Origin of the sequence: Vibrio palustris (genome assembly GCF_024346995.1) — a bacterium.
Lineage (GTDB): Bacteria > Pseudomonadota > Gammaproteobacteria > Enterobacterales > Vibrionaceae > Vibrio > Vibrio palustris.
The window spans coordinates 1,942,478-1,964,877 of the sequence record NZ_AP024887.1; the positions used below are offsets into that span (position 1 = coordinate 1,942,478).

Consider the following 22,400-nt stretch of genomic DNA (forward strand, 5'->3'; position numbering starts at 1 on the left):
TTGAGTTTTTGTTTTGTTAAACGCTCAACTAGAAATAACTTACTGAATGCGCTGTGTTTCTCGCCATACTGTTATCAAAAACATGAGTAAATGCGCTATTTCGTCCCGGATGATCCGAGGCCACTTTATTTCTGGCTGGAATCATCGACGCGATCAAACTATCTTCAGAAGAAGAATATGGCGTCACTAATAAATCAAACATTTGCGTCTTCAACTGTTGCATTTGTTTATAAAAAGACCATAACTTCCCTGCTAAAAAGTTCGAGTACACGATATTATCGATACCAATCTCTTCAAATATTTGTCCTTGCCAAGGCTGAGACAATAGCAGGGTAATATGCGCATCTGGGTAGGCGGTCCGCATTTGTTTAACAAATGGCAGAAGAAAAAACATGTTCCGATTCGCTTATTATTACGAACAATTAAAATCGTTTGTACGTGTGAGACCGGAATAAGATCTACACGGTGATAAGTATCATTGCCCAATGCTCTGTACAACATCGGTTCAGTATCGACATTCTCTGACGGCGATAATGGTCAACTTAACGTAAGACGTTATTTATACTCATAAAACCTCAATAGCAACGTAATGTGCTACCTATAGTATAAATACAAACTTAATTTAGACTTAAGGAAGCTTAAGAATTCATAATACTTTCACAATCACACCTCGCTCAGCATGCAATGAAAGCTGATTAACTTGCCAGATAGTGCAACAACTGCTGCTTCAATTCGCCATAAAGTTGAGCTTGGACTTGATCTAACTGATACTGATTTCTATCAAGGCATAGCCTTAGCTTACCCAATTGGGGTAAACCGTTCAGCGTCGTAATGTTATTGGGATGACTAAAAGAAGAACGTACAGTAATGCCTAATCCAGCATCAACCGCACTCCATAAGTTACTAAGACTACGGCCAACAAACGTAATTTTCCACGGAATTCCATGATGATCGAGCGCTTCTGTAGCCTGTTTGCGAATTAAACAGGAACCATCAAGCATCACTAGTGGCAAAGGCTTCCCAGTCAGCACCGACTCTCTGAGATGTTTATTCGCAGGCCCAAACCACTGCATTGGTAACTCAGCTAAAAACTCGCTATAGGCTGCCCCTTTCTCGCCTTCCCAGCCTAGCGAAAAATCCAGTTCACCAGAGCTAATCCCATCAAGTAATTCCTGGTGACGACCCACGACCGACTGCAACTGTATATTGGGGTGAGTTCGTGAAAAAGCCCCGAGGAGTTTAGGTAATAACGCATCACTAAAATCTTCTTGCAGACCAAATATTGCTTTCCCTTGCAATCGTTCACCAGTGAGTCTAGCCATCAGTTCATCGTTGAGCTGCAACATACGACGAGCATAAGACAACACCACCTCCCCTTCCTCGGTTGGCTCAAGGTGTCGGCCCACTTTCATTGCTAACTGCATGTGGCATTGCTGTTCTAATTTTTTTAACTGGGCACTCGCCGCAGAGGGTGAACGATTAAGTCGCTCTGCGGCTAAAGCAAAACTACCGAGTTCAATGCCTAAAACAAAACATCGTAAAGCATCTAAATCAAGACTGCGCATATTTGATAATCCTGAAAAACAAAACAGTTAATACCAATAGTTTTGATTTTTTACATCAAAATTTCAACTTATTATTTCCCTATCCCCCGAAACTAAACAAGGACAAAAATGACATCACAAGAAAACGAACTCATGACGATAATCGCCCAACTCGCTCCTCAATTTCACCGACTCACTATAGATACTTTATTTGGACAAGTTTGGCAGGATGACACTTTGAGCCTTCGCGAACGCAGTTTGATTACTGTCTCAGCCCTTATCGCTTTAAACCGAACAGAACAATTACCGGGCCATCTGCAACGGGCCTTCGATAACGGATTAACTAACAAAGAACTCAGTGCGGTTATGACACATTTAGCCTTTTATGCAGGATGGCCGGTCACCGCATCTGCGATTGAGCGCCTCGATGAAGTCAATAACTCTAGAGGTAATTAATGCCATTCACGCGTATTGCACTCAGTAAAGAGCGCTTTGAAACGGTTCATGCAAAGATTTCGATCATTTTACAGCAGTGTTTGGAAGAACATTTTGATGTGCCAACTGAAGACTGCTTTCAGATGTTTGATATCTTTGAGCCACAGCAAATTAAGTTCAATTCATATTATCCAAATCTAACCCAAGGGCGCAGCGAATCAGGGATTCTATTTCACATTTTTGCTGGAAAGACACGCAGCCATGCTCAAAAACGAGCTTTATACCGAGCACTTAATCAACGATTAACACATGAAATCACCATTAGTGCAGAAGACATCATGGTGATTATTCAATTTAATAATGTGGAAGACTGGTCTTTTTCTTCCGGTCTCTCTGCTAAAGATTTATAAGGAACTAACCCATGATTGCAATGCAATATACATTCGTTCTACCTTCCGACTATTCGATGGAACAGATAGAAAACCGCATAAAAAACAAAGGGCATCTATTGAATGGTTACCCCGGATTGGTGTTCAAAGCTTATTTATACGCTCGTAAAGATGCAAAAAATTATCATAGCCCTGTTAATAGTTATGCCCCTTTCTACGTTTGGGAAAATCATCATTCCATGATGTCATTTCTCAATAGTGATGGATTCAAAGCCCTATGTGAGCAATTTGGCCAACCAAGTGTGAAAACTTGGTTTATTGAATCCGCGCCAGTAGAACCGACAAGCCAACATCACTTCGCATGCATGCAGCCTAGCGGTGCACAAACAATCGATGTTTGTGGTATCAATTACCACTCTTGGCAAGCGCTCAAGTTGAAATGGATTAGCGACTCAGAGCTCAATGAATATCAAAATACGCCTCTTTACGCATTGGGTTATATCGCTCATGGGTTAACCTCCAGTCACTAAGCCATCGGTATGTGGAGGCAGTGTTGAATTCTGCCTCCACTATCTTGGAGATTTTATCCAGCACAATCATTCAAAATAAAATAGCTTACCATTACTTTTGCTTACGCTTTGATACCAATTTCATCAATAACCAACAGACTACAAGCGATGCGCCAAAGTTATACAGCATTCCGGCGACAAACGCTGAGGCATACTGCCCCGCTAACCCAGCGCCATCAGGCTGGGTTGATAATGCATGATTAAACAAAATGCCGATCACCGCGACGCCTAGTGCTGCGCCCAACTGTTGAACCGTTGAGATGATGCCAGAAGCCATTCCAGCGTGCTGCTCGTTGACAAAACTCAGTACTAAATTAAGTAACGGTGTCATAATTAAGCCTTGACCAACCCCCACCACGACCAAAATAGGAATAAGATGAACAGGGACTAAACCGGCACCCGCGGCATACACTTGTAGAATTAACCCACCGATCGACACGGCATAAATCAGCGCGCCACCAACAATTGCATGAGTACTCCACCGAGCCATTAACTTTGGCGCAGTTAATGAGGCAATTACAAATCCCACACTACATGGAGCAAAAATACTGCCAGCGATAAATGGATCCAGCCCGAGCCCAGTTTGCACAAGCAAAGCAAAACTTAAGAAAAATGAGCTGGATGTGGAATATACCAGTAACACCAATACAGCGCCGAGAGCAAAGCGCTTTTGAAATAACAGCTGCATATTCACCAAGGGTAATTGGCCGAATTTTCTCACCCGTTCTTGGTATCGATAAAACAGTATCAACATAAGCACTGCGCTGCCCATCGACCACCAGCTCCAAGTTGGCCAATGATGTTCTGGCCCTTCAATCAGCGGCACTAACAGCAGTAATAGCCCGACACTCACCATGAATACGCCGACCCAATCCAATAGTGGCCGTTTTTCTGCATGAGTTTCTGGAATCCACCGAGCAGCCACCACAGCGAGCAATCCAATAGGCACATTAATCAAAAAGATGCTTCGCCAGCCTAATCCAAACCAGTTACTGTGTACCAACCAACCGCCTAAAACCTGCGCCGCAATCGCCGCTAACCCTAGTGTCATGCCTAACAAACCAAATGCACGCCGGCTATCATCACCAGCGAAATTCACACGAATCGATGCATAAACCTGCGGAAACAACAGCGCCGCAGCGAATCCTTGTAATACGCGGGTGCCAATCAGAATATTGGCATTAGGCGCAACCCCACAACCAACCGAAGCCAATATGAAACCAGCCATCCCCACTATAAACAAACGCCGACGGCCATACATATCACCAAGTCTTCCGCCTGTGATAAGTAGCACTCCAAATGCCAACTCATAACCTGCCACAATCCATCCGATTTGAGCGAAGCTGGCCTGAAGCCCTGTTTGCATATTAGGAATGGCGACATTCACCACAAACAAATCAAAGATGGTCATAAATCCAGCGAGTAATAACACCATTAAACCACGCCACGGCGGTGAATAATTCAAAGAACCGTCACGGCTAATCAAGCGAGAATGGACATGCATAGTACGTCTCCAAAGAAATAAAACGCTCATTCTATGCCTTTATTAGACTGTTACAATTTAACACTTTATACTATTACTAATAGTACTATTGTCGGTGAGATAAATGATGCGCACCATGCAACGAACCCGCGAAGAGCTCGCAACGTTTTTACGTTCACGCCGTGAACGGCTTTTACCAACAGATGTTGGCCTACCCAGCAGTGGCAGACGGCGAACACCTGGACTGCGCCGCGAAGAAGTTGCGGCACTCGCCGGGGTCGGATTAACTTGGTACACATGGCTGGAACAAGGAAGAGATATTGGGGTATCAACCACCTTTTTAGATAATCTAGCAAGCGTTCTCAAACTCGATGCAGCGGAACGTCGTCACCTCTTTCTATTGGCTCATGAACGCCCACCGACGGAACCCGGAAAAACCTTTTGTAAGGTTCCACCTCTCATTCGCCGCCTCATGAATGATATCCCCCAACATCCGGCTTATGTATTCAATCTGCGTTGGGATGTTCTCGCTTTCAACGACAAAGCAAACCAACTGTTTAATTTCGAACGACACCCAGTTGAACGGCGTAACCTGCTTTGGATGCTATTTACCGACCCGGATTTACGTACACTGTTTGTCGGCTGGGAGCAGCAGGCTCCTCGCATACTGTCGAGTTTTCGTCGCGACTATGCCCGAGCTAATCAGGAAACGGATATCCGCGAGTTAGTGGATGAATTACAGAAAGTATCACCGGAGTTTAATACTTGGTGGCAACAGCACGATGTGCATGCCCCGTGTACTGGCATTCGCGATCTACAAGTTAATGGTGAAATTGTCACGTTTGACCACACCTCATTAACCATCGATGCCGAGCGCCATTTACGCTTGGTGGTTTATGCGCAAAGTGAGCAAAATTATTGAGAAAATGATCTAGCTATCCCTTGGACGCCTCATCCTGAGTATGCCTTCAATCATCAACACAAACACGGCTGAGAAGATGGCAATGTAAGTCGGCCACTCACTTGGGGCAATGGTTTCGCCGAGTAAAATCGCCACCCAAGTTAATAAAAATGGCTCAACATAAACCAGTAAGCCAAATAAGCTGAGATTAAGATGAGGGGCAGATAAAGACTGAAATGCAAGCGCTAAGGTACTAATCACGCCCAAGCCAAACACTAGCCATATTAAGTCCACATGCGTGGTAAATGTGTGGATCACATCGCCACCCTGTACAATAAAAAACACACTAACAGGGAGGCTCAGCATGGTATCAAACCACATACCACCAATATGATTGGTATGGGTTTTAACACGAATCCAAAAATAGAGAGGATACCCTAAACACACCACCAAGGTTGGCCAACTAAGGGTTTGCGATATTACTAATTGATTGATAACGCCAGCTAAAGCCAGTAAGCAGGCTAACTTCTGAAAGCGAGACATCCGATCTTTAAAAGCAAATTGCCCAACCAACACCACCGTCATCGGCATAATAAAGTACCCTAATGACACCGCCAGTGCGTAATCATTGACAGGCCCCCATAGAAACAGCCAAATTTGAATACCGATTAACAAAGCTGATATCAATCGAGATAACAAAAAATAGGGATCACGCCGAATCCTTGTCAATATATCGGTAACCTGAGGCCAATACCCCTTCATCACGATAAAAATGGTTAATAATGGCAACGTCAATGTGACACGCCATCCATAAATTTCTTCGCCATTGAGTTCACTTAACCAGGGCGTATAAGCAAACATCAACGCAAAGCAAGCAGAGCCAATCACATTTAAAATCACGCCAAGAATAACGTTGGGTTGCGTTTGCATAATTAAGACACCATACTTATTGTGAGCCGAGATCATTGGGCGGTACGCTTGATAACTCGACACTCGGATCGGTGATACGTGACCAAATCAATTGCAGTTTTTCCCTAGGAAATTGAGAACGAATTTTTTGGTATGAACCAAGGGTAAAATGCTGATCGTGTTGCTCAGCAATCACAAATGAAAACGTATAATACCCTTCCAACCCCATTCTTAAATCGCTCAGAACGACTTGCTTATCTTGTTGATATACTCCATACAGCCCCTTGGTGAATAACTGCAGTAACCTGACACGCTTAGTGTCTTTAAATTGGGCTAACAATGTATTGTCGGTTGGGTAAAACTGTATATCGACGTCATCGGGCGTATCAAATATCGACGCATAAATTTCATAGTGACCTTGATTAGTGACCGCAACAGCCCGCCACAGCAACGTATTAAACGGGGTTGGAGTGCTAACAAAATGAGTAAACGTGATGTTATGTTTCGCAAGCGCATTATCAATTTTATCGTTAATCAGCGCTTTCGCCCCAAGTCCCCACGCTAAGTAGAGCGAACTAATAATCAGCGCTGTCGTATTGATAATTGCAGCGTACGGACGCATACGGGCAAAGCAAAGTAATACGCAAGCCACGAGCAGCGGCACGGTATAAAGGGGGTCAATAATAAATATACTGGAAGTACTAAAAGGATACGTCGATAGTGGCCACAGTAACTGGGTGCCATAGACGGTAAAACTGTCCAGTAATGCATGGGTACTCAATATTAAAAAGATACCGACCGACCAACGGGTTATCGACACCGTTTTTGCCCAATTCATTCTCAAGAGTAGCCACGCCAATAAGGGGCTAGCTAAAAGTTGAACCAGTAAAGAGTGACTAAAACTGCGATGATAAACAAAGTTCTCAATATCACCCCCAAAATTAATCAGCACATCTAGATCTGGCAAGGTACCAAACGCCGCCCCGACTAATAACGCCTTACGCCCAAGCCGGTGACCAAATACAGCGTAAGAAACCGTACTACCCAATACCACTTGTGTGAGTGAATCCAATGCAAGCTCCTTGTCGGCCTTTATTAACGCGCGGAGTAATTATCTATAATATCCATTCACGCCTATTGGTGCCGTTGATTATCTTATTAAGCGCTGTGCTCAACTATTCTTTCGATAGACGAATTGACGTCTCATAGATAAAAAGGGCTACTATGACGTAGCCCTTTACGTGTGATACTCCCCATCACACCTCATCAACCAAGCTCATTATTTAATACTCTCTAGTGCGCCTTTGCTGGTGCGCTCAACCACTATTTCATGGTCAATATGTACTTTAAGAGGTGTCACCTCAGACACATTTGATGAGGGCGCAACGTAGAATTGATAATCTCCAGGGGCAACCACCCACGCATGACGGTCTGGATCAAAGCTTGCTAATCTTTTTGCGGTCACACTCATACTGACGGTGCTGCTTTTACCTGCATCAATTAGCGGAGTTTTCGTAAAGGCCTTCAACTCGTAAGCTGGTTTTTCTAACGAATTTTTCGGCGCCGCCACATATAGCTCAACCACCTCTTTTCCGGCCACTTTACCTGTATTATGAATCTTGGCACTGAGTGTTAATTCCGCTTTATCCGATTTATCGTTTAAACCATTGTGGCTCACCTGCACGTCTTCATAGTGAAAGTCGGTGTAAGACAAACCAAAGCCAAACGGATATGCCACTGGTTTTTGCTCGGTGGTGTAATAGCGATATCCCACCAATAAGCCTTCGTTGTAATCGACATTGGTCATGCCTGAGTGATGTTCATCTTGTTTTCCGGGGAACGTTTTCGCTGAAGGAACATCGTCGTAATTCATGGGAATAGTTTGTGCAAGCTTACCACTTGGATTTACTGCTCCAGATAAAATGTCCGCAACCGCATACCCCGTCTGTTGACCGCCCATATACGCCATTAAAATACCATCGACCTTATCTTGCCACTCATGAGTATCCACGACGCCATTGACGTTAAGTACAACAGTTACGGTTTTATTTGCCTGATGAAAAGCAGTCGAGACAGTATCAATCAGTGCTAATTCTTGCGTAGTCAGCAAATAATCGCCGCGTGTTGCCGTGCGATCTTTGCCCTCACCAGCCTGACGCCCAATCGTGATCACCGCAGCGGCATCTTGTTTGGCAGCATTCGCGATCAACTGTTGTAATTGTGGGTTACCTTCAATATCAGGTTCCTCTGCAAACGCATGCTTGCTCAAAAGGCTGTCACTCTCCTGCTTATTTTCATCCCAATAATCGCGATAGTACTGCGTAATAGCATCATCCAATTCGAACCGCTGCCCTAATCCTTGAGCAATGGAAATCGCTTTCTCTGAGTTCACCTCACCGCTGCCAGTCCCACCTTTTAACGTATTGATCTGGACAGTACCAAACGAGGCTACTTTAGTATTCTTAGAGTATGGCAGCGCTTGCTGTGCATTTTTCAGCAGCACCATACTTTCTGCCGCCGCTGTGCGTGCCAACTGGCCATGTGCTTTTAGATCGGGATCATTGTTGTAAGGTAAGTGCTTAAATGATGGTGTTTTTTGGATCTGAGTTAAAATGGCCAATGCACTGCGGTCTACGTCCGCGGCGCTTAGCTCACCGCTTTTCAAAGAGGCTTCAAGATCCGCTTTTAACCCGCCCGGCTCAATTAAATCGTTACCGGCTTTGATTTGCTCTGCGGCAGAGTCATGATCGGGTTTAGTGGCATAGCTTTTAAAATCCGTTGCTAAGCCAGTCACATTACTGGCAAACCAATCCGACATCACAAGGCCTTTAAATCCCCACTCATTACGCAATACATCCGTTAATAAATCGTGACGATGACCAGTATACGCACCGTTGAGTTTATTGTATGACGTCATCACCGCCCACGGTTGTGACTCAGATACAGCGATTTGAAAACCCCGGAGATAAATTTCACGTAAGACACGGGGACTCACTTTCGAGTCACTAAAAAAGCGATTAGTTTCCGCGTTATTCGCGGCAAAATGCTTAATCGTCGCACCGACACCGTTAGATTGGATACCATTAACCATAGCCGCTGCCATTTCACCAGACACGACAGGGTCTTCTGAGTAATACTCAAAGTTTCGCCCGGAAAGAGGGTTACGCTGAATATTCATCCCAGGAGCTAATAAAAAATCGACGCCGTAACGCCTAACTTCATCGCCAGCCGCTTGGCCCACTTTCTCGACTAACTCAGTATCCCAACTGGAAGCCAGTAAAGAACCAATGGGCCAACTGGTGGCATAAAAGGTATCGTCAGTGCCTTCTCGTGTTGGTGATATGCGCAATCCAGCTGGACCATCAGCAAGTTTTATTGCTGGAATATCAATATGATCATTTTTCACACCATTGATATACCCTGCCACGCCTTCTACTGCATATTTAGGATCAAGGTTGATGGCCGAATTACCGGTGTAGGTCGTGAGATCCATGCCAGGTCCGGAGAGTAAATCGAGTTTTTCACTCATTGACATCTGTGCCATGAGTGTCTTGGCACGTTGCTGATATTGATTATCCATCGTCATTTCACCTTCATGATTGGTATTGGCTGCCATACTCAAACCAATATGGCTTGATAAGCTTAATACGATCAAGTAGCGCAATTTTTTTGCTGCGTAAGACACGATATACTCCGTTAAATCGATTTATTTAACTTCCATTTGGAGTTGAGCATGACATAACGTTGCATTCGGTGTCGATGTAACAGCCTTTAATTTGTCGACGGTATTCAACTTCTCACTTATATAACCGATTCACGATAAATGTCGACTCCCAAGAAAAAACGCATGCGTTCGCCCCTCTCGCCCACATCATAAGTCCCCCCTAGAAGTATCACGTTATCGATGATCATGACGATAAATCTCTATGTGGCTTTCATTAAATAGTTGCTGTAATTCGCCACGCTTTTCCAATGAACCAACATCGTCAATATTGATACTTGCTTCGCCTAATACGCCATACTTTTTAGGACACGTATGCGTAAATAGCCCAATACACTTTGCCCCAGCCGCATCCGCCAAGTGCAAAGGCCCTGTATCACACGATATAAATGCCGTCACATTTTTTATAAAACACCCTAACCGACGCATATTACTATTTTGGTAAGTTAAACCATTCGGCATTAAAGGCTGTTGGATATCAGGACTTAAAATTTCAATCCACCTTATCGGTAATGGACTTAACCCTTGTATCGTATCAAGAATACTTCGCCACTTATCATCGGTTAGTTTTTTCGCACCGCGAGCGCCGCGAAAGAAGGCGATAACCTTAAACTCGTTATCACACAGTACTTGCTTTTCTTTCACCCCCAACGCTAGCTCTTCCTCCGTAAATATCATCTCATGGTTAGCATAAACAAGTGGTTGTTGCGTTAATGCTTCAATTAAAAACAATTGATGCAGAGCACTATGTGTCTCTGCGGTATTTTTCTCAAACACATGAGTAAAGGCGCTGTTTCTCTTCGCATGAGCCACTGACACTTTATTTTTACCGGCTAACATTGCAGAGATTAAGCTATCTTCCACCGATGAGTACGGAGCCACAATCAGATCAAACACGGTTTTTTTTAGCTGTTTAATTTCGGAGAAAAATGCGGCCGCTTTTCCAAATGAAAAATTCGAATACCGAATATCATCAACGCCTACCCCATCAAATATTTGCCCCTGCCAGCTCTGAGAGAGCAGTAAAGTAATGTGAGCATGAGGATAGGCTGTGCGTATTTGTTTAACAAATGGCAGTAAAAAAAACATGTTGCCGATTCTTTTATTGTTACGAACGATCAAAATCCTCTGCACTTGCTCAACCGGGATCAATGTATCCTGATGATAAGTATCATAGCTCAGCGCCTTATATAGCACGGGGTCAAAGATAGCCATTTTTTTACGGCGATAACGGTCAATATGACGTAAAGCAGTCTTCATTTTCATAACAGATCCAGTCACTTCTTTTGTTACTGGCATCTTATAAAGAGAAGCTTAAGTTAAGCTTAAGAAGTGAAAATCTCGCTCTATGTGCCTTGTGAGGCAGCGCCTAGGACAAGCGAAATAACAATGTTACTGTGTACTTAGGTATGCCGTACTTGCTGGCTACAATCAACTTTGAGTAATGCACCTCAACAAAAGAAGGGAAACGTATGAACCACATAACAATATTGATGGATGGTCAAAAATGATTGGAATTATTCTGCCGGTATTCTACACGCTTGGTGTAGCTACCGCCCTACATGCGGCTATGACAGCACGAACACCAACCGGTGCAGTTGCTTGGGTAGTGTCTCTTCTTAGCATCCCCTTTATTGCGGTGCCTTTATATGCTGTTTTTGGTCGTAACCGTTTTCAAGGTCGGGCTGAGGCCTTTGAACAACGCGCGAAAGAAATAGAAACGATTATCGAGAACTGCGCCGAGCAACTTAAACCATGGCAAGTTGCGGCTAACGAATGCCCATCGTGGTATCAGGCTACCCAAGATATTTCGCCTCACCCACTGGTCAGCAATAATGCCGTCACTTTACTTATCAACGGCAACGCCACGTTTAGCAGTATTCTTGAAGGGATCGCGCAAGCACAGCACTACATCCTATTTCAGTTTTACATGCTGAGCGACGACGATTTAGGGCAACAAATCAAACAGGCACTGTCAGAGCGCGCCCAAGCAGGCGTTAAAGTGACAGTGTTATTTGATGAAGTTGGCAGTCAAGGTTTACCAGATACGTACATAGAAGATATGCGCTCTGCTGGCATCGACGTAAGCTCCTTCAAACCCAATCAAGGCTGGTTCAACCGCTTGCAATTGAATTTTCGTAACCACCGAAAAATGATCGTGATTGACGGGCATACCGCTTGGGTAGGCGGCCACAATGTTGGCGATGAATATATGGGGCGCGATCCCAAGTTAAGTCCTTGGCGAGATACTCATGTAAAAATCGAAGGGCCTGCCGTATTACAGGTACAATTAACGTTACTTGCTGATTGGTATTGGGCAACGCGTGAAATTCCTCCCGTCAACTGGACACCAGTGCCCTCACCTCACAATCATCAGCACGTAATGGCATTTCCTACCGCCCCCACGGGCGCATTAGAAAATGCTAGCTTGTTCTTTGTGACCGCTATCAATAGCGCTAAACATCGAGTGTGGATCTCATCGCCTTACTTCATTCCTGATGAAGCCGTCATGAAAGCGCTGCAACTCGCCGCCTTACGTGGTGTAGATGTACGAATTATAACAACCGGCAATCCAGACAGCCTTCCTGTGTATATGGCTTCTTTTCACTACATCGAGCAGTTACTTGAGTTAAACATTCGCTTTTTCGCGTATAAACCGGGCTTTATTCACCAAAAAGCGATGTTAATTGACGATCATAGCGCCAGTGTCGGAACACATAATTTTGATAATCGTTCATTTCGTCTTAACTTTGAAATATCGATGCTCACCGTCGATCATGACTTCGCACAACAAATGAAAACGATGTTCGAGCAAGATTTCGCTTATGCCACAGAGCTCAATGCCAAACAATTACAACAGCGTCCACTGTGGTGGTGGCTAGGGGTCAAATTAGCCCGGCTTATTGCCCCTGTATTGTAAGGTAACGCATCATTCTATACTCAAGCGCAGTCCATACTATTGTTCTGCCATCAAATCACCGAGCATAAAACCACGCTTTAGATTAACAGTACGGTATTTACTCGGGGTTTGATTAAACAATTGCTTGAATGCATATACGTAAGCCGAATCAGAGCCATATCCTAATTCGATCGCAATATCTTGGATTGTCATGGCTGAATCCAATAATTGTAAAGACAGAACGAGCCTTATGTTTTGTCGCCACAATGCAAATGATTGAGAAAATTCTTTTGCACACAATCGCGACAAAGTGCGCTCAGAAGCCCCGACTTTTTGGGCCCATTGCTTTAACGTCAGGGGTAAATCAGGTTGTTGTTTAAGCATGACAAAAATCGACAAAAGACGCCTATCTGCTGGAATGAGTAGCGGTATTTCATAACGGTGTGCTAACTCAATTTGATCTCGAAATACCATCAATAAAGATGTGATATGGGAGGGTGCTAGCGCGTGAGTATCGCTTTTAAATAACAGTAATATCAATTCTTTGATAAACGCACTGACCTGACAAGATTTAGGCTTCTCTCCATATTGAACAACCTTATCGGGATTGAGATAAATTGCCAAAAACTGTGTATCCGTAATCGCCGTCGATTTATGCACGGTATGGGCGGGAATATAGAGCATTCCATTATGGGGGACGACCACACATTTATCACCAATATTTGATTGCAGTAAGCCTTTAAGTGGAAACACGATTTGATGCCATGGATGCGCATGAAAATCTTCAATGTAGCCAGAAACCATATGAATGGTTTTCGTGACGAATTGGTGATTCACACTCGCGCTGATGAGAGCATTCGCTTGCATAATTAATTGGCGACTTATCTATATTAAGTGTCATTTATTATAAATGACGCCACATGAGTTTGATATAAAATGAACGCTTATTTTCAATCAAAAGACAAAAATATGCATATTCATTTCATTATCCATGAACATTTCGAAGCTCCAGGCGCTTATGAAGCTTGGGCCAAAACCTATTGTCATACCATCACGTACTCACGCCTCTATCAAGGCGAACGCCTCCCAGAGTCTGTTGAAAATATCGATTTTCTGATTGTGATGGGTGGGCCGCAATCTCCGGATACGCCCCTCGAACAATGCCCTCATTTCGATACTAAAAAAGAGCAAAAAATCATTAAAAAGGCAATAGATGCAGGCAAAGTCGTTATTGGAGTTTGTTTGGGAGCACAACTGATTGGAGAGGCATTAGGCGGACGGCATGAACGCAGCCCAGAACGAGAAATTGGGAAATTTCCTATCACGTTCACTGAACAAGCAAGAACCCATTCACTATTTCATCATTTCGGCACGTCCCTCGAAGTGGGTCATTGGCACAGTGATATGCCTAGCCTAACCTGTGATGCTCGTATTATCGCCTACAGCAAAGGATGTCCGCGCCAGATCATTGCTTATAGCGACTGGGTGTTTGGTTTTCAATGTCATATGGAGTTCACGCCAGAACTTGTCGCTTTGCTCATTGAAAATGATGATATCAGTGACGCAGCACACCACCAATTTATCGATGAGCGTGATGTATTAGTCAATCATAACTATGAAGAAATGAATCAAAAGCTTCATGAATTTTTAGATAAGTTAGCGAGTGCCTATCAATCCAAACATTGAGGGTTTGTTGCATAAACAACCATGCAGTGTGCTATTGCCGTTCGCTTTCTCGACAACTGCACACTAAACCATACGATAATGTTGTTTAAGAGAACGCGTCATAGCGTTTTTCTCTTAATTCAAACTGAAGATTTAGTAAATAAATTTAGTAGGTTAGAGTGAAAAATTCGATCTAGGTTATAAACACACATAAAAAGTGCAGCTTTTATCCTCAATCTCCTCATGACATTTCGCGTTTGTCAGATTATAAGTCATTCACTTATAAAGGTATTATCGGTACAATAACCACGCTTGTTGGTTTGGTCGCATTTCATCGCCAACATGCGTAACATCCCACAGCTTGTTCTGAGCGTCTATAATAAAGCGACAAGTCAACAAGGGTGGTGGAATCCATCTACCATCACAATAAAAACAACGTAATACATGAGGCAATGTGATATGAAACGCGGTTTATACAGCGTGCTTTTTGCTGTGGTCGTCGTATCGGTAGGCTTTGGCATTTATGCTTGGCACCCGTCGATCGCTCCAATAAAGCCACCAGCCAAAGAGACATTTTCATCAGAACTGATTGAAAAAGGTAAAGTGTTAGCAGCGGCAGGTTACTGCAGTACCTGTCATACGGCATCGGGTGGCAAACCGTTAGCCGGTAACTATGAGATACATTCAGAATTCGGGACGATTTATTCTAGTAACATCACGCCCGATCCAGAAACCGGCATCGGTAACTGGTCGGAAGATGCTTTTGCTCGTGCCATGCGTACGGGCGTAAGCCGTGATGGTAGTCACCTTTTACCTGCATTTCCGTATGAACACTTTAATAAAATGAGCGATGAAGATATTAAGGCGGTTTACGCCTATATCATGTCGTCTGTTGAACCAGTGCATCAAGAGAAAAAAGAGAATGGCATCCCGTTCCCGTTAAATCTTCGTTTCCTACAAGCAGGTTGGAAATTGTTGTTTGCTGATTCTAGTGATTTTGAACCTAACCTAAACAAATCAGATGAATGGAACCGTGGCGCCTATCTTGCGGAAGGGATTACTCACTGCGGCGCATGCCATACTCCACGTAACGTGCTTGGTGGTGAAAAGCACGATGAAATGTATAGTGGCGCGCCGATTGATGGCTGGATTGCACCATCGCTTACATCATCAAGTACCTCACCACTAAAATGGCGTAAGCAAGATTTCGTTGAATATTTAAGTACGGGTAACTCTCTCTACCATGGCAGTGCTGGGGGTCCAATGGCGCCGGTGGTTCATGATGGTTTAGCCGCACTATCCCAAGACGATATTCAGGCTATTGCTACTTACTTTGCTGATAAAGCGGGTAACGCTAACGACGACCCAACGCAAAGCCCTGAACTGCAAAAAGCAGTCGATGCACAGAAACTACCGGATCTGCGCATTCACGAAGGCGCGCGTTTATATGCGGCATCGTGTCAATCTTGTCATTACAGCGAGAAAAAACTGGTTAAAGGCCGCCCATTGTTGACCTTAGGTTCCGCGGTACATTTGGATGAGCCCACCAATCTGATTAACGTCATTTTAGATGGCTTCCGTGCCGATCAAGGAATCAAGGGCGTGGTGATGCCAGGATTTCGTGATGCACTGAGCGATGAAGACATCACCGCCGTCGCCGCGTATTTACGTGAAACAGCCGGTGAAAAACCTTGGCCTAACCTAGAAAAGCATGTGGGTGAGATCCGTCGTCAGCCCCGTTTCGAGCAATAATCACGGGAGAAGTGAGTAACATGACTAAATTTATTTTAAATGGCGAGCCTGTGGCTGTCGACGTAGACGGTGATACTCCCCTACTGTGGGTTATCCGTGACGAACTGAATATGACTGGCACCAAGTTTGGATGTGGTATTGGCACTTGTGGGGCCTGTACTGTTCATGTTGGTGGCCGAGCGACACGCTCTTGTACGACACCAGTTTCTGCGGTTGAAAATGCTAACATTACGACCATCGAAGGACTTTCTGAAGAAGGCGCTCACCCAGTACAAGTGGTGTGGCAAAAACATCAAGTCCCACAATGCGGTTACTGTCAATCAGGGCAAATCATGCAAGCGGTGGCGCTACTCGAAGATATTCCTAATCCAAGTGATGACGATATTGATGCGGTAATGAGTGGCAACTTATGTCGTTGCATGACCTATGTGCGTATTCGCGAAGCCGTGCGTGAAGCTGCAAATACGATGAGCATGAAGCAGGGAGGCAACGATGAGCAGGCTGTTTAACAAAGATAAAAACAACGAGACGGGCATGACTCGTCGTGGCTTTTTAGTCGCAATGACAGCCGCAGGAGTTAGCTTCGGTTTTCCAAGTGCTGCATTTGCGGCGATGGATCCAGCGACAGCTGACGGCAAACCGTTACCAGATGCCTCTTCTGTCTATGAGCCTTCATTGTGGTACTCCATCGGTAGCGATGGCAAAATTAAAGTGAACATTGTGCGCGCGGAGATGGGCCAACATGTTGGTACTTCTATTGCTCGCATTCTCGCTGATGAGTTAGAAGCTGATTGGGATGATGTCGAAATTATCCACGTCGATAGCGACAAAAAATGGGGGCTTATGGTCACTGGCGGTAGCTGGTCGGTGTCCCAAAGCTGGCCAGTTTATCGTCAAGCAGGCGCTGCCGGTCGTACTGCGTTGATTGAAGCAGCGGCTAAGCTGTGGGGCGTGCCTCAACGTTTATGCCATGCCAGCAAAGGTAAGATCATCTGTGGCGATAAATCCATCAGTTATGGTGAGCTCGTTGCTAAAGGGATTAACCGCCAATTCACTGAAGACGAATTGAAAAAGCTTGAGCTTAAACCCAACCAAGATATGACATTGATTGGTCGCCAAGTCCGTGGGCTTGATATTCACAACAAAACCACAGGCCAAACGATATTTGGTATTGATGCTAATATCGACGGCATGGTTTACGCCATCCCTATCCTACCGCCGACTCGTTATGGTTCAAAAGTGCTGTCGTTTGATGATAGTGCCGCCAAAAAAGTCAAAGGGTTCCAACAAGTATTGACCTTGGACGATCCCAGTAACACTGTACCCGGTTGGTTAGTCGTATTAGCGAGCAGCTATTATGCGGCGAAGAAAGCATCTGAGTTGGTGAAAGTAAAATGGCAAGCTGGTGATGCCGCCAACGTATCAGAAGGCGATATCATCAGCCATGGCCGTGAACTGCTCGAAGACACCGACAAAGGGGCAATTTTAGATACCGGTGACAGCAATACTTCCCCTGTGTTTAAAAAAGCGGCATCGACGATTGAACATGAGTACATTACCGACACAGTGCTGCATGCACAGATGGAACCGTTGAATGCGACCGTATTCAAAAATGACGATGGTGTATGGGAAGTCCACTCTGGCTGCCAATGGCAATCTCTGGCCTTGCCTGTACTCGCGAAAGCATTGGGCGTGCCAGAACAGCAAGTGATGATCCGTGCATACATGCTTGGTGGTGGTTTCGGCCGTCGCCTAAATGGTGACTATACCATTCCTGCTGCATTAGCATCACAAGCTATCGGTGGCAAACCGGTTAAGTTAGTCTTTACTCGCGAGCAAGATTTACAATTTGATAGTCCACGCTCGGCCTCACTGCAACAATTGAAAATGGCCTTTGACGATGACAAGCAGGTTATCGCAATGGAACACCATGCGACGGCTGGCTGGCCAACGCAGGCAATGGTACCTTCGTTTATGCCAAAAGGCACTAATGGCGAACCCTATGACCCGTTTTCGATTGCAGGGGCTGACCATTGGTATACCGTCGGTGCACAAAAAGTGCGCGCGGTATCCAACGATTTAGCGAATGCGACGTTTCGTCCCGGTTGGCTACGCTCTGTTGCCCCTGGTTGGACTGGTTTTGCAGTCGAGAGCTTTATGGATGAAGCCGCCCATCACGCAGGCGCTGATCCACTCGCCTTTCGTTTGGACCACTTAAAGGCGCAAGGCCGTAATGCTGGCTCAGGTCCTATCGCCTCAGGCGGGGCAGATCGTCAGGCTGCGGTATTGAAAAAAGCTGCAGAAATGATTGGTTATGGAAAGACACTACCGAAGGACAGCGGTATCGGTATTGCGTCTACCTTTGGACAGGAACGCAATATGCCGACTTGGGTCGCAGTAGCGGTACAAGTAAAGGTAGAGCGCGAGACAGGGTTGGTGCATGTGGAAAAAATGCAGGTTGCTGTTGATGCTGGCATTATCGTTGACCCTAATGGTGCGCTAGCACAATGCCAAGGAGCCGCGTTATGGGGCTTATCAATGGCATTGTATGAAGGCACCCAGTTGGTTGATGGCAAGTTCAAAGACGCTAACTTTGATACTTACACCCCGCTACGGATCAGCCAAACGCCAGAGTTACATGTCGAGTTTATTAAAAACGAGTACGCTCCGGCTGGTTTAGGTGAACCTGCGGTCACCCCTGTTGCCCCAGCAATTGCCAACGCTATTTATAACGCGGTTGGCGTGCGTCTGCGTCGAATCCCAATGATGCCAGACGATCTCAAAACGGCTTTAAACGCCTAAGTAGTATGGCCCGGCGCTCTGTCGGGCCAGTTTTATTTTATTGAGTGAGATGCGGATATCTTGCTTATGAATTCAGGAGCAACTATGTCTCATTTTTCGCAACCACTTGATGTTCGAGTGCTGCAAAGCGCCATAAAATGGGCAGAGTCTATGCCCATCTGGCTGTGCACCGTATTGAAGACTTGGGGTTCATCACCACGTTCGCCGGGCAGCTTGTTGGTGGCCACTCAGGCAGGACATCAAGAAGGTTCGTTATCTGGCGGCTGCGTCGAAGAACATTTTATTCAGCAAGTTGCTAATGGCCGCTGGCATCAAGCCTCACAAGTCGTCCGCTACGGTGATGGTGAACTCGCCCCCGAAGTGACCTTGCCGTGTGGTGGCGTGTTAGAGATTTTGGTGGAATACCTACCTGCTGGTAACACAACCATTGACTACCTCACGCAGCAACTTAATGCAATTCAAGGCTATCAAGCGATGCGTAAACAGGTGACGCTTCCTTCGGCCTGCTCGCAACTTATTCCCGATGATTTTGCAGGAACAACGGTAGCGATTACTTATCAACATCCAAATATCGATATTCGTATGGCCGCTGCCGCACGTTTATTAGTCGCCGGTTACTCGCCTGTCGCTCACTACTGTATGGAGTTTGGTCATGCGCTAGGATTTGAAGTGATACTACTCGAACCGCGCGAACATGTACTGGCCAATATCGCTCAGTTGCCGTACGGGGTAAGTTTGATAGAAACGTTCCCAGCAAAATATTTGGAGCAGCATAGCTGCCATGCTAATACCGCTATTGTGTCGTTGACGCACGACCCTCGTCTTGACGACCTCACCATGATGGAAGCGGTCAATACACCCGCATTTTATATTGGTGCGATGGGCTCACAGCGCAATAGCGCAAAACGACGTGAACGACTAGTGCGTATTGGTGAGCTAAATGACGCTCAGCTATCACGTATTCATGCGCCCATTGGTTTAGCCATTGGCAGTAAAACGCCCGCTGAAATTGGCTTAGCCATTATGGCCGATATTGTACGCATCAAAAACTTAGGTCATATGAATGCTAAGCCCGCAATACAAAGCACACTCAATCAACTTGCCCCACTAACCGAAGACAATGGAGAGCACTGCGCTCTCTAATCGACAAGAAAAATACGGATTATTGCGCCAGAGATTTATACGGGCAGATCGGCATCTTTAATCACGCCGCGATGCCCCACAAGTTGTTGTAACTTGGTACGATCTAGTAACTGGCGCGCCCCGTGATCGCCCGTGAGTTGGCTAAGCGCACTCCCATAACTTTTGGCAAACCCTACTGGATGGCCTGGCATGTCTGCATTCACCATTCGAGCTTGCGCATCATCATGGGTTAACGCTGCCGCAACCTGCAAATAATCATCACTTTGTAGCCAGCCCATATCAGCAGGTGCTATTAGCCAACCATCCCACTCACAACTATCACGCACACCAGCAGCAATACTCTCTCCAGAGCCACCACTCTCAATAAGTGTTATCGCAGCGCTAAACTGCTGCGCTAAATTGATAATAACGTTTTCGTCAGGGCGAGTAACCAAACGGACGGGTAACCCGCAAGCTACGGCCTGTGACAAGGCAATCGACAATAAGGGAACAGGTTTACCTTGGGAATTCGGATAGTTTGCCAATAGCTTATTGCCCACGCCGCCGGCTTCAATAAACCGCTCACCTTTGCCAGCCGCCAATAGCACAATGCCACATTGTTTTACCGTATTTACCGCCTCTTGCTGACTGGCATTCCGGTTCATTGATGTTTTCATCGAACACTATCTACTATCAGATGGTACATCGCTGTAATACCAGTTAGTGGCATACACAACAAACGTAATAAATAGAATGAAAAGAGTCACGGAAACAACCACCTTAGTCACTTTTTCGCAACACTGCTTGTATCCACGGCCTCACCGCGTGCTTCTTTACTCGTCTATCTTCATAAAATGCCACTTAATGGCTAAATGAAGCGCCAATACATAATATAATAATCTTAAAAGCACCAGCAAAGTATGGAAAAACATTCCCCCCAATCGCTGTCCATTCTCTTTATCCATTCAATTAAATATCGAAGGATAGTAGCATGTTTACTCTTTGCTATCGCTAATCTAAAAAGCCCGCTATAAAAACGGGCTTTAGTTAAATTGTGTTGCCAACCGATAGGCGCTCTGGCTTCTCTTACAGCCAAAACAACTGTGCGATTATCTCATGGCTTTTGGATCAGGAATTAATCCACGCGCCACCATATTGTCCAAGTGCTGAATCATTTGCTCGTCACTATAAAGAGTCATGTTATTGAATCCAGACTGACGAGCCTTAGTGACATCAAATATGCCGTCGGTTTCAACATGAAAGAGAAAATCACCAAACCCACCTTGCGCAATACGATTAATATCTGATTCTTGCAAGTTATACATTTTAGCCAGCTCTCTCCACGTGTCAGAACAATATTGATTCAACCGCTGCTGAAGATTGATCGGCTGTGGCTCACCAGGCTCTAAACCAAACCATTGCGCGACTTTAGGCCAAATGTGTTGCCAACGACATACATCACCATTCGTAATATTATAAGCGCCATCTTTATCGTTCTCAGCTGCCCATACCACGGCCTTTCCTAAGGTACTAGCACTGGTAAAGTTGATAAGCACATTAAACGCGGCGGCTGACCCCGGAAACTGCATTGCCACACCAAAGTGCTTGCATAATGTTCCGTAAAGACCAATCAAGTTCCCCATATTCATATCAGAACCCAGTGAATGACCAATCATAATATCCGGTCGTAAAGCGGTCCATTGGATGCCTCGCTCTGGCAAAGTACGGGCATAGTCCTCATGTTCAAAGTACAAGTTGGGTGGGAAATGACGGCTATCATTTTCACGTGCGGGGGTTTTATACACGCCAAGGTGCGCACCGTAGACCTTGCCACCTTGTAAAAATATCACGCGTTTTAAATCCGCACCGGCCGCGATGACACTTTCGATGATATTCTTGAACATCAAGCTATTTTCTTCGGCTTCTACCTGCGCATCATTAGAGGGTTTGATGGCGGCATAAAAAAGATGTGTCACCGATGCCAAACTATCCGTATGTTGTTGCAGCGATGATATATCCAATAAGTCGGCAGATAAATGTGCCGTTTCATGAGGGGATTTAACCGAACGAGATAATGTTGTGACTTTCCATCCAGCATTGTGTAATTCACTGACAGCGCCACTACCGGTCACACCAGAGCCTCCAACAACGAGCATATGAGATTGCATTCTACCTCCTTGAATTAATTAACTTATGGAATGAACTAATT

At 45.2% G+C, this 22,400-nt stretch carries 20 protein-coding genes; 10 read left to right on the forward strand and 10 right to left on the reverse strand.

The window, feature by feature from the left end; translation table 11 throughout:
• Positions 1-28: 28 nt before the first annotated feature.
• Entirely contained in the window at positions 29-394 is a 366-nt protein-coding gene (locus OCU30_RS09095; protein WP_077311988.1) for a glycosyltransferase family 9 protein, read from the reverse strand.
• A 301-nt stretch (positions 395-695) separates the two neighbouring features.
• Entirely contained in the window at positions 696-1,565 is an 870-nt protein-coding gene (locus OCU30_RS09100) for a LysR substrate-binding domain-containing protein (protein ID WP_077311986.1), read from the reverse strand.
• A gap of 108 nt (positions 1,566-1,673) precedes the next feature.
• On the opposite strand from OCU30_RS09100, the gene OCU30_RS09105 reads away from it, so the two are divergent.
• Genes OCU30_RS09105 through OCU30_RS09115 form a run of 3 tightly spaced genes read left to right on the forward strand, consistent with a single transcriptional unit; the run spans position 1,674 to position 2,898 of the window.
• A complete protein-coding gene (locus OCU30_RS09105) occupies positions 1,674-2,000 on the forward strand; it encodes a carboxymuconolactone decarboxylase family protein (RefSeq protein ID WP_077311984.1) in 327 nt (108 codons plus the stop codon).
• The gene (locus tag OCU30_RS09110) at positions 2,000-2,389 is read left to right on the forward strand and encodes a tautomerase family protein (RefSeq protein WP_077311982.1); all 390 of its coding nucleotides are present in this window, start codon (positions 2,000-2,002) and stop codon (positions 2,387-2,389) included. The genes OCU30_RS09105 and OCU30_RS09110 overlap by 1 nt, the downstream gene beginning before the upstream one ends.
• 11 nt (positions 2,390-2,400) lie before the next feature.
• Entirely contained in the window at positions 2,401-2,898 is a 498-nt protein-coding gene (locus tag OCU30_RS09115; protein ID WP_077311980.1) for a DUF4865 family protein, read from the forward strand.
• Positions 2,899-2,989: 91 nt separating this feature from the next.
• Here the strand turns inward: OCU30_RS09115 and OCU30_RS09120 are convergent, their stop codons facing one another.
• Entirely contained in the window at positions 2,990-4,441 is a 1,452-nt protein-coding gene (locus tag OCU30_RS09120) for an MFS transporter (protein WP_077311978.1), read from the reverse strand.
• 115 nt (positions 4,442-4,556) lie between these two features.
• On the opposite strand from OCU30_RS09120, the gene OCU30_RS09125 reads away from it, so the two are divergent.
• Positions 4,557-5,342: a helix-turn-helix transcriptional regulator gene (locus OCU30_RS09125; protein ID WP_235861812.1), complete on the forward strand. Its 786-nt coding sequence runs from the start codon at positions 4,557-4,559 to the stop codon at positions 5,340-5,342.
• Positions 5,343-5,351: 9 nt separating this feature from the next.
• Here OCU30_RS09125 and rarD read toward each other — a convergent pair whose 3' ends face one another.
• The 4 genes from rarD to OCU30_RS09145 all read right to left on the reverse strand — a co-directional run bounded on the left by rarD (position 5,352) and on the right by OCU30_RS09145 (position 11,217).
• Complete coding sequence (gene rarD / locus OCU30_RS09130) at positions 5,352-6,251, reverse strand: EamA family transporter RarD (protein ID WP_077311976.1); 900 nt, start codon at positions 6,249-6,251, stop codon at positions 5,352-5,354.
• A 16-nt stretch (positions 6,252-6,267) separates the two neighbouring features.
• Complete coding sequence (locus OCU30_RS09135) at positions 6,268-7,302, reverse strand: metal-dependent hydrolase (RefSeq protein WP_077311974.1); 1,035 nt, start codon at positions 7,300-7,302, stop codon at positions 6,268-6,270.
• Between the two features lie 207 nt (positions 7,303-7,509).
• Complete coding sequence (locus OCU30_RS09140; RefSeq protein ID WP_235861811.1) at positions 7,510-9,915, reverse strand: beta-glucosidase; 2,406 nt, start codon at positions 9,913-9,915, stop codon at positions 7,510-7,512.
• A 213-nt stretch (positions 9,916-10,128) separates the two neighbouring features.
• Positions 10,129-11,217 carry a glycosyltransferase family 9 protein gene (locus tag OCU30_RS09145; protein ID WP_235861810.1) on the reverse strand — a complete coding sequence of 363 codons (1,089 nt, stop codon included), beginning with the start codon at positions 11,215-11,217 and terminating at the stop codon, positions 10,129-10,131.
• A 241-nt stretch (positions 11,218-11,458) separates the two neighbouring features.
• Between OCU30_RS09145 and cls the strand changes: the two genes are divergently transcribed.
• Positions 11,459-12,871 carry a cardiolipin synthase gene (cls, locus tag OCU30_RS09150; protein WP_159439088.1) on the forward strand — a complete coding sequence of 471 codons (1,413 nt, stop codon included), beginning with the start codon at positions 11,459-11,461 and terminating at the stop codon, positions 12,869-12,871.
• A 36-nt stretch (positions 12,872-12,907) separates the two neighbouring features.
• On the opposite strand, the gene OCU30_RS09155 is transcribed toward cls, so the two are convergent.
• The gene (locus OCU30_RS09155) at positions 12,908-13,717 is read right to left on the reverse strand and encodes an AraC family transcriptional regulator (protein WP_077311971.1); all 810 of its coding nucleotides are present in this window, start codon (positions 13,715-13,717) and stop codon (positions 12,908-12,910) included.
• 102 nt (positions 13,718-13,819) lie between these two features.
• On the opposite strand from OCU30_RS09155, the gene OCU30_RS09160 reads away from it, so the two are divergent.
• From OCU30_RS09160 to OCU30_RS09180, 5 genes are all read left to right on the forward strand, one after another.
• Complete coding sequence (locus OCU30_RS09160) at positions 13,820-14,536, forward strand: glutamine amidotransferase-related protein (RefSeq protein ID WP_077313605.1); 717 nt, start codon at positions 13,820-13,822, stop codon at positions 14,534-14,536.
• A 438-nt stretch (positions 14,537-14,974) separates the two neighbouring features.
• The gene (locus OCU30_RS09165; protein WP_077311969.1) at positions 14,975-16,267 is read left to right on the forward strand and encodes a cytochrome c; all 1,293 of its coding nucleotides are present in this window, start codon (positions 14,975-14,977) and stop codon (positions 16,265-16,267) included.
• 20 nt (positions 16,268-16,287) lie between these two features.
• Positions 16,288-16,776, forward strand: a complete 489-nt coding sequence (locus tag OCU30_RS09170) for a (2Fe-2S)-binding protein (RefSeq protein WP_077311967.1) — start codon at positions 16,288-16,290, stop codon at positions 16,774-16,776.
• Positions 16,760-19,069, forward strand: coding sequence for a xanthine dehydrogenase family protein molybdopterin-binding subunit (locus OCU30_RS09175; RefSeq protein ID WP_077311965.1), 2,310 nt, complete (start codon positions 16,760-16,762; stop codon positions 19,067-19,069). Before OCU30_RS09170 ends, OCU30_RS09175 begins: the two co-directional genes overlap by 17 nt.
• A gap of 84 nt (positions 19,070-19,153) precedes the next feature.
• Positions 19,154-20,212, forward strand: a complete 1,059-nt coding sequence (locus OCU30_RS09180) for an XdhC family protein (RefSeq protein ID WP_077311964.1) — start codon at positions 19,154-19,156, stop codon at positions 20,210-20,212.
• Positions 20,213-20,247: 35 nt separating this feature from the next.
• Here OCU30_RS09180 and OCU30_RS09185 read toward each other — a convergent pair whose 3' ends face one another.
• On the reverse strand, positions 20,248-20,868 hold the full coding sequence (locus tag OCU30_RS09185; protein WP_261821300.1) for a nucleotidyltransferase family protein: 621 nt from the start codon (positions 20,866-20,868) through the stop codon (positions 20,248-20,250).
• Positions 20,869-21,300: 432 nt separating this feature from the next.
• On the reverse strand, positions 21,301-22,359 hold the full coding sequence (locus tag OCU30_RS09190; protein WP_077311962.1) for an NAD-dependent epimerase/dehydratase family protein: 1,059 nt from the start codon (positions 22,357-22,359) through the stop codon (positions 21,301-21,303).
• Positions 22,360-22,400: the final 41 nt, after the last annotated feature.

Bases quoted from the DNA above. Each gene is read 5' to 3' on its own strand.
- OCU30_RS09100 (WP_077311986.1), bottom strand. From the start codon at position 1,565: ATGCGCAGTCTTGATTTAGATGCTTTACGATGTTTTGTTTTAGGCATT.
- OCU30_RS09120 (WP_077311978.1), bottom strand. From the start codon at position 4,441: ATGCATGTCCATTCTCGCTTGATTAGCCGTGACGGTTCTTTGAATTAT.
- OCU30_RS09110 (WP_077311982.1), top strand. From the start codon at position 2,000: ATGCCATTCACGCGTATTGCACTCAGTAAAGAGCGCTTTGAAACGGTT.
- OCU30_RS09180 (WP_077311964.1), top strand. From the start codon at position 19,154: ATGTCTCATTTTTCGCAACCACTTGATGTTCGAGTGCTGCAAAGCGCC.
- OCU30_RS09160 (WP_077313605.1), top strand. From the start codon at position 13,820: ATGCATATTCATTTCATTATCCATGAACATTTCGAAGCTCCAGGCGCT.
- cls (WP_159439088.1), top strand. From the start codon at position 11,459: ATGATTGGAATTATTCTGCCGGTATTCTACACGCTTGGTGTAGCTACC.
- OCU30_RS09145 (WP_235861810.1), bottom strand. From the start codon at position 11,217: ATGAAAATGAAGACTGCTTTACGTCATATTGACCGTTATCGCCGTAAA.
- OCU30_RS09155 (WP_077311971.1), bottom strand. From the start codon at position 13,717: ATGCAAGCGAATGCTCTCATCAGCGCGAGTGTGAATCACCAATTCGTC.
- OCU30_RS09105 (WP_077311984.1), top strand. From the start codon at position 1,674: ATGACATCACAAGAAAACGAACTCATGACGATAATCGCCCAACTCGCT.
- OCU30_RS09095 (WP_077311988.1), bottom strand. From the start codon at position 394: ATGTTTTTTCTTCTGCCATTTGTTAAACAAATGCGGACCGCCTACCCA.
- OCU30_RS09185 (WP_261821300.1), bottom strand. From the start codon at position 20,868: ATGAAAACATCAATGAACCGGAATGCCAGTCAGCAAGAGGCGGTAAAT.
- OCU30_RS09165 (WP_077311969.1), top strand. From the start codon at position 14,975: ATGAAACGCGGTTTATACAGCGTGCTTTTTGCTGTGGTCGTCGTATCG.
- OCU30_RS09125 (WP_235861812.1), top strand. From the start codon at position 4,557: ATGCAACGAACCCGCGAAGAGCTCGCAACGTTTTTACGTTCACGCCGT.
- OCU30_RS09170 (WP_077311967.1), top strand. From the start codon at position 16,288: ATGACTAAATTTATTTTAAATGGCGAGCCTGTGGCTGTCGACGTAGAC.
- rarD (WP_077311976.1), bottom strand. From the start codon at position 6,251: ATGCAAACGCAACCCAACGTTATTCTTGGCGTGATTTTAAATGTGATT.
- OCU30_RS09175 (WP_077311965.1), top strand. From the start codon at position 16,760: ATGAGCAGGCTGTTTAACAAAGATAAAAACAACGAGACGGGCATGACT.
- OCU30_RS09115 (WP_077311980.1), top strand. From the start codon at position 2,401: ATGATTGCAATGCAATATACATTCGTTCTACCTTCCGACTATTCGATG.
- OCU30_RS09190 (WP_077311962.1), bottom strand. From the start codon at position 22,359: ATGCAATCTCATATGCTCGTTGTTGGAGGCTCTGGTGTGACCGGTAGT.